This is a genomic window from Streptacidiphilus neutrinimicus, assembly GCF_000787815.1.
GTDB lineage: Bacteria > Actinomycetota > Actinomycetes > Streptomycetales > Streptomycetaceae > Streptacidiphilus > Streptacidiphilus neutrinimicus.
This window is the reverse complement of record NZ_BBPO01000016.1, coordinates 75,229-89,064: the sequence shown is the minus strand read 5'-3', so window position 1 is coordinate 89,064 and position 13,836 is coordinate 75,229. Positions and strand designations below refer to the sequence as shown.

At 70.4% G+C, this 13,836-nt stretch carries 14 protein-coding genes and 2 pseudogenes; 8 read left to right on the top strand and 8 right to left on the bottom strand.

Annotated elements, in window-relative coordinates; translation table 11 throughout:
* Window positions 1-70 precede the first annotated feature (70 nt).
* From TR48_RS13415 to TR48_RS43185, 4 genes are read left to right on the top strand one after another with little or no spacing between them, the layout of a single operon-like run.
* Complete coding sequence (locus TR48_RS13415) at window positions 71-1,213, top strand: VOC family protein (RefSeq protein ID WP_042366464.1); 1,143 nt, start codon at window positions 71-73, stop codon at window positions 1,211-1,213.
* Entirely contained in the window at window positions 1,210-2,160 is a 951-nt protein-coding gene (locus TR48_RS13410) for a fumarylacetoacetate hydrolase family protein (protein ID WP_042366462.1), read from the top strand. The genes TR48_RS13415 and TR48_RS13410 overlap by 4 nt, the downstream gene beginning before the upstream one ends.
* Window positions 2,157-3,932 carry a bifunctional 3-(3-hydroxy-phenyl)propionate/3-hydroxycinnamic acid hydroxylase MhpA gene (gene mhpA, locus TR48_RS13405; RefSeq protein ID WP_063770980.1) on the top strand — a complete coding sequence of 592 codons (1,776 nt, stop codon included), beginning with the start codon at window positions 2,157-2,159 and terminating at the stop codon, window positions 3,930-3,932. The genes TR48_RS13410 and mhpA overlap by 4 nt, the downstream gene beginning before the upstream one ends.
* Window positions 3,896-4,048 (top strand): hypothetical protein, encoded by a 153-nt coding sequence (locus tag TR48_RS43185; RefSeq protein WP_161789822.1) that lies wholly within the window; start codon window positions 3,896-3,898, stop codon window positions 4,046-4,048. The genes mhpA and TR48_RS43185 overlap by 37 nt, the downstream gene beginning before the upstream one ends.
* An 85-nt stretch (window positions 4,049-4,133) precedes the next feature.
* Here TR48_RS43185 and TR48_RS13400 read toward each other — a convergent pair whose 3' ends face one another.
* The gene (locus TR48_RS13400) at window positions 4,134-4,889 is read right to left on the bottom strand and encodes an MBL fold metallo-hydrolase (RefSeq protein WP_042366460.1); all 756 of its coding nucleotides are present in this window, start codon (window positions 4,887-4,889) and stop codon (window positions 4,134-4,136) included.
* A gap of 29 nt (window positions 4,890-4,918) precedes the next feature.
* The gene (locus tag TR48_RS13395; RefSeq protein WP_042366458.1) at window positions 4,919-5,734 is read right to left on the bottom strand and encodes an alpha/beta fold hydrolase; all 816 of its coding nucleotides are present in this window, start codon (window positions 5,732-5,734) and stop codon (window positions 4,919-4,921) included.
* A gap of 112 nt (window positions 5,735-5,846) precedes the next feature.
* Between TR48_RS13395 and TR48_RS13390 the strand changes: the two genes are divergently transcribed.
* Window positions 5,847-6,272, top strand: a complete 426-nt coding sequence (locus TR48_RS13390) for a MarR family winged helix-turn-helix transcriptional regulator (protein ID WP_042366456.1) — start codon at window positions 5,847-5,849, stop codon at window positions 6,270-6,272.
* A gap of 672 nt (window positions 6,273-6,944) precedes the next feature.
* Here TR48_RS13390 and TR48_RS13385 read toward each other — a convergent pair.
* Window positions 6,945-7,550 (bottom strand): TetR/AcrR family transcriptional regulator, encoded by a 606-nt coding sequence (locus TR48_RS13385; RefSeq protein ID WP_042366453.1) that lies wholly within the window; start codon window positions 7,548-7,550, stop codon window positions 6,945-6,947.
* Window positions 7,551-7,718: 168 nt separating this feature from the next.
* Between TR48_RS13385 and TR48_RS46330 the strand changes: the two genes are divergently transcribed.
* Window positions 7,719-8,639: an SDR family NAD(P)-dependent oxidoreductase gene (locus TR48_RS46330; RefSeq protein ID WP_042366451.1), complete on the top strand. Its 921-nt coding sequence runs from the start codon at window positions 7,719-7,721 to the stop codon at window positions 8,637-8,639.
* A 97-nt stretch (window positions 8,640-8,736) separates the two neighbouring features.
* Window positions 8,737-9,018, top strand: a pseudogene (locus TR48_RS45470) (IS5/IS1182 family transposase); the annotation flags it as partial.
* Between the two features lie 12 nt (window positions 9,019-9,030).
* Here the strand turns inward: TR48_RS45470 and TR48_RS13375 are convergent.
* From TR48_RS13375 to TR48_RS45465, 3 genes and pseudogenes are all read right to left on the bottom strand, one after another.
* Window positions 9,031-9,624: a TetR/AcrR family transcriptional regulator gene (locus tag TR48_RS13375; RefSeq protein WP_042366449.1), complete on the bottom strand. Its 594-nt coding sequence runs from the start codon at window positions 9,622-9,624 to the stop codon at window positions 9,031-9,033.
* Complete coding sequence (locus tag TR48_RS13370; RefSeq protein WP_063770979.1) at window positions 9,617-11,236, bottom strand: MFS transporter; 1,620 nt, start codon at window positions 11,234-11,236, stop codon at window positions 9,617-9,619. Before TR48_RS13370 ends, TR48_RS13375 begins: the two co-directional genes overlap by 8 nt.
* Before the next feature lie 443 nt (window positions 11,237-11,679).
* A pseudogene (locus tag TR48_RS45465) lies at window positions 11,680-11,787 on the bottom strand (non-homologous end-joining DNA ligase); the annotation flags it as partial.
* A 218-nt stretch (window positions 11,788-12,005) separates the two neighbouring features.
* Here TR48_RS45465 and TR48_RS13365 point away from each other — a divergent pair.
* A complete protein-coding gene (locus TR48_RS13365; protein WP_042366447.1) occupies window positions 12,006-12,626 on the top strand; it encodes a hypothetical protein in 621 nt (206 codons plus the stop codon).
* A gap of 169 nt (window positions 12,627-12,795) precedes the next feature.
* On the opposite strand, the gene TR48_RS45460 is transcribed toward TR48_RS13365, so the two are convergent.
* Entirely contained in the window at window positions 12,796-13,074 is a 279-nt protein-coding gene (locus tag TR48_RS45460) for a hypothetical protein (RefSeq protein WP_236652126.1), read from the bottom strand.
* A 228-nt stretch (window positions 13,075-13,302) separates the two neighbouring features.
* Window positions 13,303-13,704: a hypothetical protein gene (locus TR48_RS13355; RefSeq protein WP_042366443.1), complete on the bottom strand. Its 402-nt coding sequence runs from the start codon at window positions 13,702-13,704 to the stop codon at window positions 13,303-13,305.
* Window positions 13,705-13,836 lie beyond the last annotated feature (132 nt).

Sequence of the window (13,836 nt, the reverse complement as noted above, 5' to 3'; positions counted from 1 at the left end):
CCGACCCGACGGCACAGTCTGCCCCGGTCCCCCACCGAGCCAGACCTCTCACCCACGAGGGACACCCGCCATGGACCACACCCCTTCCCCCACCGCCACGAACGACGTCCACCAGGGCCTGCACAGCGAACGGGGCGCTCTGCGCGGTGAGCACCACGGCCGCAGTCGCGATCCGTTGATCAAAGTCGCGGACCTCGCCTGGCTGGAGTTCGAGAAGCCGGACCTGGACCGGGCCGAGGCGTTCGCCCGCGACTTCGGCTTCGCCGTCGCCGCACGCACCCCCGACACGCTCTACCTGCGGGCCACATTCCCCGGATCCGCCTGCGTGGTCATCCGCGCGGGGCGCGCGTCCCGGTTCGTCGGCCCGGCGTTCCGCGCCGCCGAGGCCCGCGATCTGGACCGACTCGCGAGCGCCACCGGCCGGTCGGTGCGCGAGCTGCGCGACCTCACCGGCGGGCGGGTGGTGGACCTGCTCGACCCGTCCGGCATCCCGGTCCGCGTCGTGCACGGCCTGGAACAGCTGCCCGCGCTGCCCGAACAGCGGCCGCTGATTCTGAACTTCGGTACCGCGCAGCCCAGGACCGACACCACCCAGCGTCCTCCCCGCGAGCCGGCCAGGGTCCAGCGACTTGGCCACGTGGTGCTGTCCACCCCGGTGTTCGTCCGTGCGCTGGACTGGTACCTGGACACCCTCGGGCTGATCGTCAGCGACTTCCTGTTCCTCGACGGCCAACGCGACCGTGGGCCGACGATGGCGTTCCTCCGCTGCGACCAGGGCAGCGTCGCCGTCGACCACCACACCCTGGCCATGCATCTGGGCCCGGGCACCGGCTACGTCCACTCCGCCTACCAGGTCACCGACCTCGACGCCCTCGCCGCCGGCGGGGAGTACCTGGCCGAACGCGGCTACAGGCGCAGTTGGGGCATCGGCCGGCACATCCAGGGCAGCCAGCTCTTCGACTACTGGCGCGACCCGGACCGCCTGATGGTCGAGCACTTCGCCGACGGCGACCTGTTCTCCTGCGACGTCGAACCCGGCTGGGCCGCGATGTCCGCGTCCGGCCTGGCCCAGTGGGGGCCGCCGGCCACCCGCGACTTCCTCGGCTCCAACCCCACTCCCGCCCTGCTGCGCGAGGCCCTGTCGGCCCTGCGCGCGGACAACGAGATCGACCCCGCCCGCCTGCTGGGCCTGATGAAAGCGATGAACTCGTGAGCACCAACATCCTGCGGACCGCCGACGGCTGGTTCGTCGTGCGCGGTGACAGCGCCGTGGCGATCGACACCAAGGCCGCGACGACCGCCGAACTGCTCGCCGACCGCGTCGCCGTCGCCCAGGCGGCCGACTCCCACGACATCGGCACACCGGTGGCGGACCTGGTGCCGCTGGCGCCGGTCACCACCCCCTGCCGGGTCGTCGCCCAGATGGTCAACTACCGCAGCCACGCCCGCGAGTCGGGGTTCACCGGCGAGATCCCGCCGACGTTCTTCCGCAAGGCATCCGGCTCCGTGTGCGGGCCGAGCGAGGCCACCGTGCGGCCCCCGCACGTGCAGTTCTTGGACTACGAGGTGGAACTGGGCTTGGTCATCGGCGCGCCGCTGCCGGTCGGCACCGTCGTCGAGGAGCAGGACCTGCCCCGCTTCGTCGCCGGCCTGGTGCTGTGCAACGACGTCAGCGCCCGCGACGTGCAACTGACCAAGGGCCAGTTCTACGAGAGCAAGTCCTACCCCACCTTCACGCCCGTCGGCCCCTACCTCGTACTGCTGGACGAGCAGGACTTCGCGCATCTCCAGGACATCCGGCTGCGCCTGTGTGTCAACGGTGAGATGCGGCAGGACCGGACCCTGGCGGACATGATCACCCGCCCGGCCCGGGCCCTGACCGTGCTGTCCCGCTTCCAGGCCCTCGAACCGGGCGACCTGCTGCTGACCGGTACCCCCGGCGGCACCGCCCTGCAGGCCCCGCCGAAGCCGGTCGAGAAGCTCGCCGCCCTGCTGCCCCCGCGGATCAAGTGGAAGGCGTTCTTCAACAGCCAGCGCAAGAACCCCCGCTACCTGCGCACCGGCGACCAGGTCACCGCCACCGCCGCCACCGCCGACGGGCGGATCGACCTCGGCGAGCAGCGCACGCCCGTCACCGAGGGGCAGGGACACGGCCGATGACCACCGTGCGAGCCGCCGCCGCGGCACCCGTGGTGATCGTCGGCGCCGGCCCCGTCGGGGTCACCGCCGCGATCCTGCTCGCCCGCCGGGGCGTGCACACGGTGCTGCTGGAGCGCCACCGCGACGTCTACCCCCTGCCGCGCGCGGTCGCGATGGACGACGAGGTCCGCCGCATCCTGCAAGCCGTGGGCGTCGCCGAGCCGTTCGCGACCATCACCCGACCCGCCAACGGCCTGCGCCTGCTCGATGCCCGCCACCGCGTGTTCGCCACCTTCCGGCGCGACGGACTCGGCCGCCACGGATACCCGCAGACCAGCCTGTTCGACCAGCCCGAACTCGAACGGCTGCTGCGCCAGGCCCTGGCCGACCACCCGGAATGCGAACTGCGCGGAGGCGTCGAGGTCACCGGTGTGGAGCAAGCCCCCGACCAGGCGTCCGGGGCTGGGCTGGTGCGGGTGACGGTGCGGCCCGTCGACGGCGGCCAGAGCCAGGTGGTAGGGGCGCGCGCCGTACTGGGCTGCGACGGAGCCAACAGCATCGTCCGGCAGGCCATCGGTGCGAACTGGCAGGACCTGCGCTTCGAAGAGCGGTGGATGGTCGTGGACGCGCGCACCGACCTGCCGGTGCGCTCCTGGGAGGGCGTCGACCAAGTATGCGACCCGGCCCGCGCGGCGACCTTCATGCGCATCGGCGAGGACCGGTACCGCTGGGAGTTCCGCCTGCTCGACGGGGAGCACCCCGGCGAGACGGTGGACGCCGAGCGCGTCCATAGCCTGGTACGCCCTTGGGTGCACGTCACCGACCCCGACTCGTTCGAGATCCTCCGGGCGACCGGCTACACCTTCCGAGCCAGGATCGCAGACCGCTGGCGTCTCGGACGCGTCTTCCTGCTCGGCGACGCCGCCCACCTGACTCCGCCGTTCATCGGCCAGGGCCTGTGCGCGGGCCTGCGCGACGCCCACAACCTCGCCTGGAAACTCGCCCTCGTCCTCGACGGCCGCGCCGACGAACGCCTGCTGGAAAGCTACGAAGCCGAACGCAAGCCCCACGCCCGGCAGTTGATCCGGCTCGCCGTCGCCATGGGCTGGGCCATGACCGGCGGCCAGGACAGGGCCGCCGCCCTGCGCCGCCGCGCGGTCGCCGCCGTCTGCCGCATCCCGGGTCTGACCAACAAGATCAGCCGCGACATGAGCCCCGCCCTCACGCCCGGTCCCCTGGTCAGGCGCGGCGCATGGGAGTTCCGCTCCCTGGTGGGGCGGCCGTGTCCCCAACCCGAAGTGACCGTCGAGGGACTCCCGACACGACTGGACGACGTGCTCGGCGAGGGCTTCGCTCTGCTCTGCTCAGCACCCCCCGGGGCCTCCGTCAGAGCCCTCGCTGACTCACTCGGCGCCCGCACCGTCCGCCTGAACGGCTACCCGCTCCCCGGCGAGACCGGTGTGCTGGATGACGGCACGCTGACCGCCTGGCTGAACCGGTCCCGCGCCGACGCCGTCCTGCTGCGCCCCGACCGGGTGGTGCTCGACGTCGTACCGCGATGCGGCGGTGCGCTGCGCGACGCACCGACCTGGGCCGCGCTGCTGGGCACGACCCGAGTCGCTCCGCATCGCCTCGCCGAACCAGGAGCGGCGCGACGCGGACCGAATACTCCATCAACGACACCCACAGCCGCACCTCACTCACCGCCATCAAACTGCAGCGCCCGGACGGAACCGGCGGCTGGCTGCGCCACTTCATGCACTACTACCGCCTGCCGGAGATCACGACCATGATGGAAGGAGCCCGGCGGTTTCCCGTAGCCATCCGCGAAGAACGCGGCGGACGCGTGACCGACACGTTCGACGAGCACGAATCCGAAGGCATGGTGATCATCGCTACCCGTGCCTGACCGCATGACCGCCCCCTGGAGCCCGTCCATGCTCGCCGCGCCGAACGTCAGTTCCCGGCTGTTCTTCGGTGCGGTGTCCGGCGCGTCAGGGGACTGTGACCGCGACGCCCGGCAGGGCCAGGCGGACGTCGATGTCGGGGGCGATGCGGGCGACGGCGTCGGCGTAGTGGCGGGGGTCCTGGTCGCCCTTGGTGATCATCCGGTCGCCGAGCCGGCCGCTGTGGAACGCGTAGTGGTGCGGCACGGCCAGGGTGGGCCGGAGCACGGCGGTGAGTGCGGCGGCGTCCTCGGCGTTCATGACGACCTGAGCCAGGTTCATCGGCCGGATGCAGAGGCCGTTGACCGGGAGAATCGCCAGGTCGATGGGGCCGAATCGCTGTGGGATCGCGTCCATTTCGGGCACGCGCAGGGAGTCGCCGCCGAAGAAGACGGTGCGGCCGTCGGCCTGGATCACGAAAGTCACCTCGTGGACGCCGTGCGCGCCCGGGGTGGCCGTCACGGTGAGACCGGCGACCGTGGTCGACTCCCAGGCCTCGATGGCCCGGATGTCACGGAAGCCCTTTCCCCGGGCGAGGGTCGCGACGGTGCCTGGCCCGATCAGGGGTGTGGCCAGGTCGAAGCCCGCGGCGACGAGAGCGTCGAGGTCGCAGTGGTCGTAGTGCTCGTGGCTGACCACGAGCGCGTCGATCGGGCCCAGCGCGTCGGCGGCCAGGTGGAGGGGCTCGCCCGGGTAGTAGGTCTCGGTCTGGGTGAACCACGGGTCGGTGAGGATCCGGATGTTCCCGATCTCGATCAGCTGGCAGGCGTGAGCGATCCGGGTCACGGTCAAGGGGGTGCGCATGGTGGACTTTTCCCTTCCTGGGGTGGAGGTCATCGGCCGAGGTCGAGCAGGGCGCCGAGGAGTTCCTCGGGCGTCTCGACCTGCGGCAGGTGTCCGGTGCGGGGGAGCAGGGTGAACGTCGCCATCGGGATGGCCGCGGCGTAGGCGCGGCCGTAGGCGGGGGTGACGATCCGGTCGCTTTCGCCCCACAGCACAAGGACCGGCACGTGCAGGTCGCCGAGCCGTCCCGCGAGCGTCGGGTCGGACATCGTGGGACCGGTGTAGCCGATCAGGGCGCGCACGTCCGGACTGGGACCGCTGTCGTTGCCGCTCTCGTTGCCGTCGGCCTTCGGCGGCACGGGCGCCTTGCTCGGGTCGTGGAAGGAGTGGGCCTTGAGCTGCGCCGGGGTCAGGCCGGTGACGTCGGTCGGCGGGTGGCCTTCCACCTCGATGCCGACGCCGTCGATGATCACGGCGCCGCTGACGCGGGGGCTGCCCAGCAGGGCGATCTCCGCGGCGAGCCAGCCTCCGAAGGAGTTGCCGACCAGCGTCACGTCCTGCAGGTCGAGTTGGTCCAGCAGCGCGACATAGGCGCGGGCCAGTGCGGTGACGTCGGTCAGCGCGTCCGGCTTCGGCGTGCCGGCGAAGCCGGGGTGGGTGGGCAGCAGGACCCGGGAGTGGGTCCGCTCGGCCAGCAGGTCGGCGAAGCCCGCCATGGTCGCCGGCCCGCCGCCGCCGTGCAGGAGCAGGAACGGCCGGGTGCGGTCGCGGTCCTGGAGCGTGATCTCGGCCGGGCCGCCGGATTCGACGTCGACGGTGCGGGTGCGGGTGGGCCGGAGAGTGCCAGCCGGTACGGGAGTGCTCATCGTTCCAACTCTCTTCAAGGGGTTCGCGGGGTCCACAGCGAGCTATATAAGGAACCTTAGATCAGGTTCCTTATATACGCAAGCTGATTGTTTCTGGGTTACGATCTCCCCCATGAAGCACCGCCGCCCCGCAGAGGTCGCCCTGGCCGTCAAGCGCCTGCAGTACCGCCACCACCGCGCGTTCAGCCGCGCCCTGGCCCCGCTCGGACTCTCCCTCGTGCAGTGGGACACCCTCCGGCACCTGCACCGGCAGCCGGACGCCTCACTGCACGACCTGGCGGTGCTGACCTTCCAGACCGACCAGTCCTTCGGCTCCCTCGCCGCCCGAATGGCCGACCGCGGCCTGATCGAACGCGTCCCGGGCCCCGGGCGGGCGGTCAGGCACCGGCTCACCCAGGAGGGCGAGCGCCTGCGCGCAGCAGGACAGGACGTGGCCGACGCCGTCCTCGAGTCCTCGTTCAGCGCCCTCACGCCCGCCCAGATCGACCAGCTCGGCGACCTGCTCGACGCCGCCCTCGGCCCCGACCCCACCGCGTAGCCACACCCCGGCACACAGCCGGCCGATCCCCGCACGCGAACAGGCAACGCACCGAACACAGGCTGGTCGCGATCGTCTCAGTTGTCACGAAGCATGTCGGTCAGCTTCCCGGGAGGTTGTCCTCGCCGGTCCGCCGAGCGGTTCGTACAACTTCCTGACGATGTCGGCGAGTTGGCCGGTCCACCCGAGTTCCCGCGCAGACCGTCACCGGCTGCTCCAACCGCACCAACGCCGACGTCTCCGCCGTCGCCAACCCGCCACCGGCGTCGCGGTCTACGACACCTACCAGGCCATCGGCTGGAACGTCTGCGGCGGCGGGGGTGGCCGTGGGCGCTGGGTTAGAGCGTCCGCCAGTAGGCGTTGAGCTGGGCTATCGGATGCGGGGCTGCGCGGGCGGGTGTCTTACCGGTGGGTATGCCAGGTCGTCGGACCAGGCTACGACGGTGATGACGTCCGTGCCTCAGGTAGAGGACCGCATCGCCGCCGCTCACCGGGGGCCGTGCCGCTCTGCCTCAATGCGACGATGAGCCTGAGGAACTGCACTGAGGAACTGCACAGGGAGCGGGACCCGGCCAGAGCCGTCGGATGGCGCGCGGAGGCGGCCCTGGTGGCCTTGCGACGCATCGTTCAGCGGCCCATGGCGGAGTACAGCCGGCTACCGGTCTTCGAGTCTCAAGTCCGGATGGCAAGGGCGAGAACGGTATCGATTGCGACTTCGAAAGGACGCGTACTCCGTTGCACCTGGGCGAGGAGCAGTCCCCCTTGCAGGGCGGCGAGCATAGTGGTGGCGAGGGCGTCCGGGTCGATGCCGGGTGCGAGCTTCCCGTCGGCGTGAAGCGACCTGAGTCCTTCGCTGATGGCAGCTGACCATCGCTCGAATCCGGCGGCGATGAGGGCTCGGGCCTCGGGGTCGCTCTCGGCGAGTTGGCCGCCGAGCGAACCGAGTGGGCAGCCGCCCTTTGCCTGGCTGTGCTTCACCCCGGCGATCAGCATGTCCCGCCAGGCTGCGACTCCGTCTTCACTGCTGAGCGCCTGCCGATTGTGATTGACCAGGGTGTCGGCCTGGTGGTCGATGACCGCCTGCAGGAGCTCGTTCTTGTCGGGAAAGTAGTGGTAGAGCTGCGAGCCGCTGACCTCCGCTGCCCCTTTGACGTCTTCCAGGGTGGTGCCCGCGACTCCGCGCTCGTGGATCAAGGCCGCAGCCCCCTCCACGATTCGGCCGCGGACGCGCTCGCCCTTCGCGGTGAGTCGCGGCCGGTCGCTCGTCTTGTTCGCCATGCATCCATGGTAGCGATTCTGAGTTTGACAGCCCAGTCTGGCCAGGGTCAGACTGAGTTGCACAACCCACTTTGAGGGCTGTGGGACTCGCCAACGCAGCACCGGTCCCGCGAATCAGCATGAGCCGTTCCACCTGATCAGCCCTGCAGAAGATGAGAGGGAATCCCGATGAGCACACTCACGGGAAAGACCGTGATGATTACGGGCGCCAACGTCGGGATCGGCAAGGAGGTGGCCCGGCAGCTGGCTCTGCGACCGGAGACGGCCCGCATCTACTTGGCCTGCCGCAACCGAGACCGGGCGACAACGGCAAAGGCCGACCTCGAAGCCGTCACCGGCCGGCGCATCTTCGACATCGTCGTCATGGATGTCGCCGATCTGGGCTCGGTGCGAGCCGGCCTTGCTGCCGTCGACGGATCCGTCGACGCGTTGGTCATGAACGCCGGCGTCATCGGCCCGCGGTCGATGGAGTTGACCGCTGACGGGGTCACCAACGTCTTCGCGACGAATGTTCTTGGCCACGTCGTCCTCCTCGAAGGACTCCTGACCGAGCGGCGGCTCGGCCAGGTCGCGGTCCTCGCCGGAAGCGAAGCAGCCAGGGGGCTTCCGATGTTGCGGATGAAGCGGCCGTCTTTCGCCTCAACCTCTGCCGATGAACTCGCCGCCGTCATCGACGGCAGCTACTTCGCCGACGGAAAGACCGACTTCAACCTCGCCTTCGGGCAGGCCAAGTACATCGGGGCCCTCTGGATGGCCTACCTGGCCCGCAAGCACCCCGACCGCCGCTTCCTCACCGTGAGCCCCGGCGCCACCACCGGCACCCAGGCCTCCAACGACATCGCCCTACCGCTGCGCCTGGCGTCCAAGTACGTCCTGCCCGCCCTGGGGATCTCCCACAAGCTTGAGGTCGGCGCGAAGCGACTGGTCGACGGCGTCACCGACCCGACCCTGTCCAGCGGCGTGTTCTACGCCAGCGCGGCCAACAAGCTGAAGGGCCCCCTGGTCGACCAAGCGAACATCTTCCCCGACTTGGCCAACCCGTCGTTTCAGGACCACGCCAACGAGGCCATCCACCGCTTCATCGTGTAGAGCGTCGGCCAGTACGCCAGAACGGAGAGGATGGCACGACGGAGACGGGTTTGATGATCATGGAGTTGCCTGCGCTACGTGACCATCTGGGGGGTTCGTGTCCGTCGTGCCCGCGTCCATCATCGACCCGATCCGTGAGGAGTTCCTGAGGCAGATCCCTGCCCGGCCCGATTCGCACCCGCTGGGGTGCCACAACCCGCGGATCGCGGACGCGGTCGTGTTCGACCGGCTTGTCCTGGCGCTGGTCTCGGGGATGGGCTACGAGCGGGTCGCTGACCGGGCCTGTTCGGCGACCACGATCCGCCGGCGGCGGGACGGGTGGATCGAGGCCGGCGTCATCGGCCACCTGCTCCTCGCGGTACTGCGAGCCTACGACCAGTGGCGGACGCTCTTACAGGGCGTCGATCCAGTCGCCGATACGGGCGGCCGCTCGGGTGAGGAGATCGGAGTCGTGCAGGGTGTTGGCCAGCAGGGCGCTGCCCTCGTAGGCGGCGAGGAGGTCGACGGCGAGGTCGTGTGCGTCCGGGCGCCCGAGTGCGTGGAATTGCCGCTCGGCCCATTCGATGGGCAGGCGCATCAACTCGGCGGCCAGGCTCGGCTCGCCTGGTCGTTTGTCCAGTTCGGAGCAGAGGCTACCCAGCGGGCACCCGAACCGGGCAACCGCCTCGCCCTGGGCGACGAACGCCGCGACGAGGGCCTTGAGTCGGCTCTTCGGGGAACTGTGCCGGGATTCGATCTGACCGAGGGTGGTCCGGATCTGCTGGGAGTGAGCGTCGATGACGGCCGCGACGACGTCGTCCTTGGTCTTGAAGTAGTAGTAGACGCCGCCGACGGGGACGTCGGCGGCCTTGGCGATGTCCGCGAGCGTCGTGGCTTCGACTCCCTGTTCGTGCACCGTCTGGACGGCGGCGGCTACGAGTCGTTCGCGCTTGCCAGGCCGCCGGTCGGGTGTGGCTGCGCGGCGGGGGAATGTCTGATCAGTCATGCTGGCTCTTGAACTGGGGGGCGTGGTCGGTTCGAGCGGTGACTGGGGCGTCGGCGGCGGTGGCTTCCACCCTACGGGAATGGGCGGACGCGTTCCGAGGGGCGGCCAACCCTGAGGCCGGCGCGTCCAGCCGGGCCGGCTGGGCGTTGACCATGACCAGCGGGGCGGCCTCGCGGGTGTTGCCGACGCGCAGGGCCAGCAGGGCCGCGGCCGCCATGAGGATGCTGCCGACGACGAGGGCGCGGTGGTATCCGGCGTCCGCCGCCACCAGGTGGTCCATGTGAGCGGCCGTCAACTGGTTGGTGCGGGTGACGGCGACGGCGGAGAGGATCGCGAGGCCCAGGGCGCTGCCGATCTGTTGTGAGGAGTTCAGCAGTCCTGCCGCGAGGCCCGCCTTGTCGGCGGGGACGCCGGCATTGGCGGCCGCGGTGATGGAGACGAAGACGGCGCCCGCCCCCAGCGACATCACCAGCAGTCCGGGGAGCAGGTCGCTGGTGTAGGTGCCGTGCAGGGGCAGCCGCGAGACGTAGGCGATCCCGGCCGCGGCGATCAGGCAGCCGGCGACCACCACGGGACGGGTTCCGATGCGCCTGATCAGTTGCGAGGCGACGGCTCCCGACACGGCGAATCCCGCGGTGATGGGCAGGTAGGCCGCACCTGCTCGAAGCGGCGAGTAGTGCAGGACCTCCTGCATGTACAGCGTGGCGTAGAACAACAGGGAGAAGAACCCGGCGAAGGCGATCAGCTGGGTGAGGTCCGCGGCAACCAATCCCTTCACGCGCAGGATCGCGAAGGGCACCACCGGGTTGCGGCTACGCAACTCGTTGAGGACGAAGGCCGCGACCAGCACGGCGGACCCGGTCAAGATGGCCACGGTCTGGACCGACCCCCAGCCGACGACCGGGGCCCGCACGAGCCCGTAGACGAGCATCAGCATGCTCCCGGTGACCAGCACGGCCCCGGTCGAGTCGAAGGCAGGTCTCTTGCCCCTGGCGGCGGGGTCCTTGGCCAGCAGGACGATCGCCCCGATGACGACGACCGCGCAGATCGGCGGGTTCACGAAGAACACCCAGCGCCACCCCGGCCCCTGCGCGATCACTCCTCCGAGGAACACTCCGGCCGCGGCCGCCATGCCGCTGACGGCACCCCAGACGCCGAGCGCGGTGTCGCGGTCCTTGCCCTCGCGGAAGCTCGTCGTCAGCTGCGACAACGCTGCCGGGGCCATCAGCGCCGCGCCGACACCTTGGGTGAGACGGGCGGCCACCAGGAGGCCGGCGTTGTCGGCTCCTCCTGCGGCCAGTGACGCGAGGGCGAAGACGGCCAGGCCCCACAACAGCAGCCTGCGGCGCCCGAGCAGGTCGCCGAGGCGTCCCCCGAGGAGGAGGAACCCGCCGTAGGTGAGGATGTAGCCGCTGGCCACCCACTGCAGGTTCTGCTGGGTGAAGTTCAGGCTGTGCTGGATGGACGGCAGGGCGACGTTGACGATCGCGGTGTCGACGATGTCGAGGAACTGCACCGCGCACAGCAGCAGCAACGTGATCAGGCCGAGTCTTGAGCGAAGTGCAAGGCGCGAATCGGCGGGCGCGGGGGTGATTCCGTGGACGGTCTCCATATCCGGATGCGCCTTCAATGAGACTGAGTGAGTTGACTCACTCAGTCTGCTCGCAGAAGACGCCTTGGTCAAGGAAGCGTCGAGCTGCCCGCTGCGGAGCTCGGGGCGGTCGATGGCCCTCAGGGCGTCGTCGGCGCGCCATTGAGCCGTTGTTCGGCCCAGACGGTCTTGCCGCACTCGGCGTAGCGGATGCCGTCTGCCGCTGCTCGCGAGCAGCCCGGCTGCGCAGCAAGTCCTCGAAGGGCGTTGTACCGCCGGACGGCGCGCGCTCCCCCGGCACGGCGGGGACCCTCTTCGGCCGGGCCCCCTCCAGCGGCGGAGCCAGGCGGGCTCGGGGCATGGATCGCGGGCGCCGTCCGCGCCCCGACCACGACGCATCGCCCCCCTTCGGGCAGGCGGCAGGCCCGTGCGGGGGCGAGCAGGTCCGCCAGCAGGTCCATCCCCGGACCCGGGTCAAGGTCCACCACCAGCCGGTCCGCCACCTTCGGTGCAGCCGCACGCCACAGCACCGTGTGGAACTTGCCAGTCAGGTTCGCCGCCCACACCAACGCGGCCTGCGAAGGCGCTTGGCGACGACGAAGGCTGGGGGCTCGAATTTCGCTGAGCCGTCTTCCGCACCTACGGCGATAGAATCGGGGCGTCTTGTGATGTCGCGGCAGGGTTCGCCCGCCCGGCGCCCTGCCGTCCCGCGCCACGCGTGGCGACCAGACGGCGCCACGGACCCGTCGAGCCCGTGGTCGCCCAGTGGGTTCCGACGAAAGGGGCGCTGATGTACGCCCGGACCGTGTACGCGGTCGGAGACCCGACCAAGATCGACGACGCACTCGAAACCTTCTGCAACGAGGCTCCCAAGCTCCTCGCGGACTCGCCCGGATTCCGGTCCTACGGCCTGTTCGCCGACCGGGACCTCGGCAAGATCGCAATGGCCTCCTGGTGGGAGACCGAGCAGGACCGCAGCAACAGCGACGACCACCTGGCCGAACGGCGCGCCGCCATGCTGACGCCGTTCGCGGACAGCGTCCTGGTGAACAACTCCGAAGTCGCGGCCTTCCGGCAGAGCCCGAAGATCGCCGAGGCCCGTGCTTTCCAGCTGGGCCGGTTCATGATCGAGCCGTCCCGCATCGACGACCTGATCGCCCTCTTCACGAACGCAGGCCTGCCCCGGTTCGAGGCACTGCCCAATTTCTGCGGCTCGGCCCTGTTCGTCGACCGCGACCGGGGGGCCGGTGCAGTCGGCGTGCTGTTCACTGACAGCGCGAGCCTGAAGGCCGCCCGACCCCAGCAGAGCGTCGCCCGCCGTCAGGCCGTCCAAGAGACCGGCCTGCAGGCGGTCGCCCTTGAGGAATTCGAGGTGGTCCTGCTGGAGAACAACCCCGAGAACCCCCAGTAGCTCCGGACAACCCCCGTGGTGCAGGCCCCAGGGTCGGCACCACGACCAGGGGTGGATCCCGACTCGGCAAATCAGGACGTGACGAACCGTTGTCGCTGTCGCGGCCCTGCCAGGCGGCGACCCGGCCGGTGCCGGCTTCGCCTGCCGTCAGCCTCTGCGGCCCGGGCCCTCACGCGTCCCGGCCCGGTTCGACCAGAAGGTAGCGCGACCCCCGCGCCCGATAAAGCAGGGCATCCCACCCCGCGCGGTCGAGCACGCTGGCGGCTTCGCCGAGCCGGGCTTCCCCCGCGTCGACAGGCCGCTCGCCGCGGCGGTGCCGCCACACGACCCGGACCAGGACCGGGTCGTCCTGGCTCAGCTGAACACCCTCGTGCGCAACGGCTCCCTGGTCGTCGACTTCGCAGAACGAGATGCCGGCGGCCTCAAGCGCCAGAGCGACGGCCTGCAAAGGACGGCTCCTCTCCCACGGAGCTGGCAGCTCTGGATGGTCGGGCTGCAGCATCCGGCGGATCTGGACCAGCGAGGCCCAGGCCGCGTCGACCTGCCGCGCACGGTCCGTCGCGGCCGGGTCACCGGGATGCTCGTGGCCGGTGCGGGCGGCGAACCCGGAATCAGTCATAGGGCTCCAGGACCGAGTACATTGCTGACGGCCCGCTCATCGATGGGCCTGTTTCCGTCAGGTGATCGCGCCCACGCGGGTCGTGGCCGCCTCCGCCCTCGCGTAGGCCCAGGCCATCTCCACCGGCTCCGCCTCACCCCGGACCGCGTCCAGTCGCCGCACGAAGTATGCCTCCTCCCCCACGCACAACACCTCCAGGCGCCGCCCAGGAGCCCCGCTCTCCAGTAGGACGTCGCCCTCGGAGTAGCGGGGCGACTCGGTCCGTCCTTCCGCGGTCACTGTCGGCGGCGTGGGCCGGATCGTGATGACGAACTCCCGCTCGTCCACGCTCACGACGATCCGCCCCGGCTCCGCGACGTCGGCCTCCGTGCGCGCCCCGCGCAGCAGGTCGTCGTCGATGATCGCGTCCGCGACCAGCATGCTCAGCGCGCGTACGTCCTCCAAGATGGTGGTGCTCATCGCCCGCTCCCAGAAAATTGACGGTCCTGCCCGCATCCATCCTCCACCGTCATGCCGCAGACGTCTCAGACGAGGGCAAGGACGCGCCGAACACCCCAACCCACTCGGCTTCGGGAACCTCACCCGCGCCTG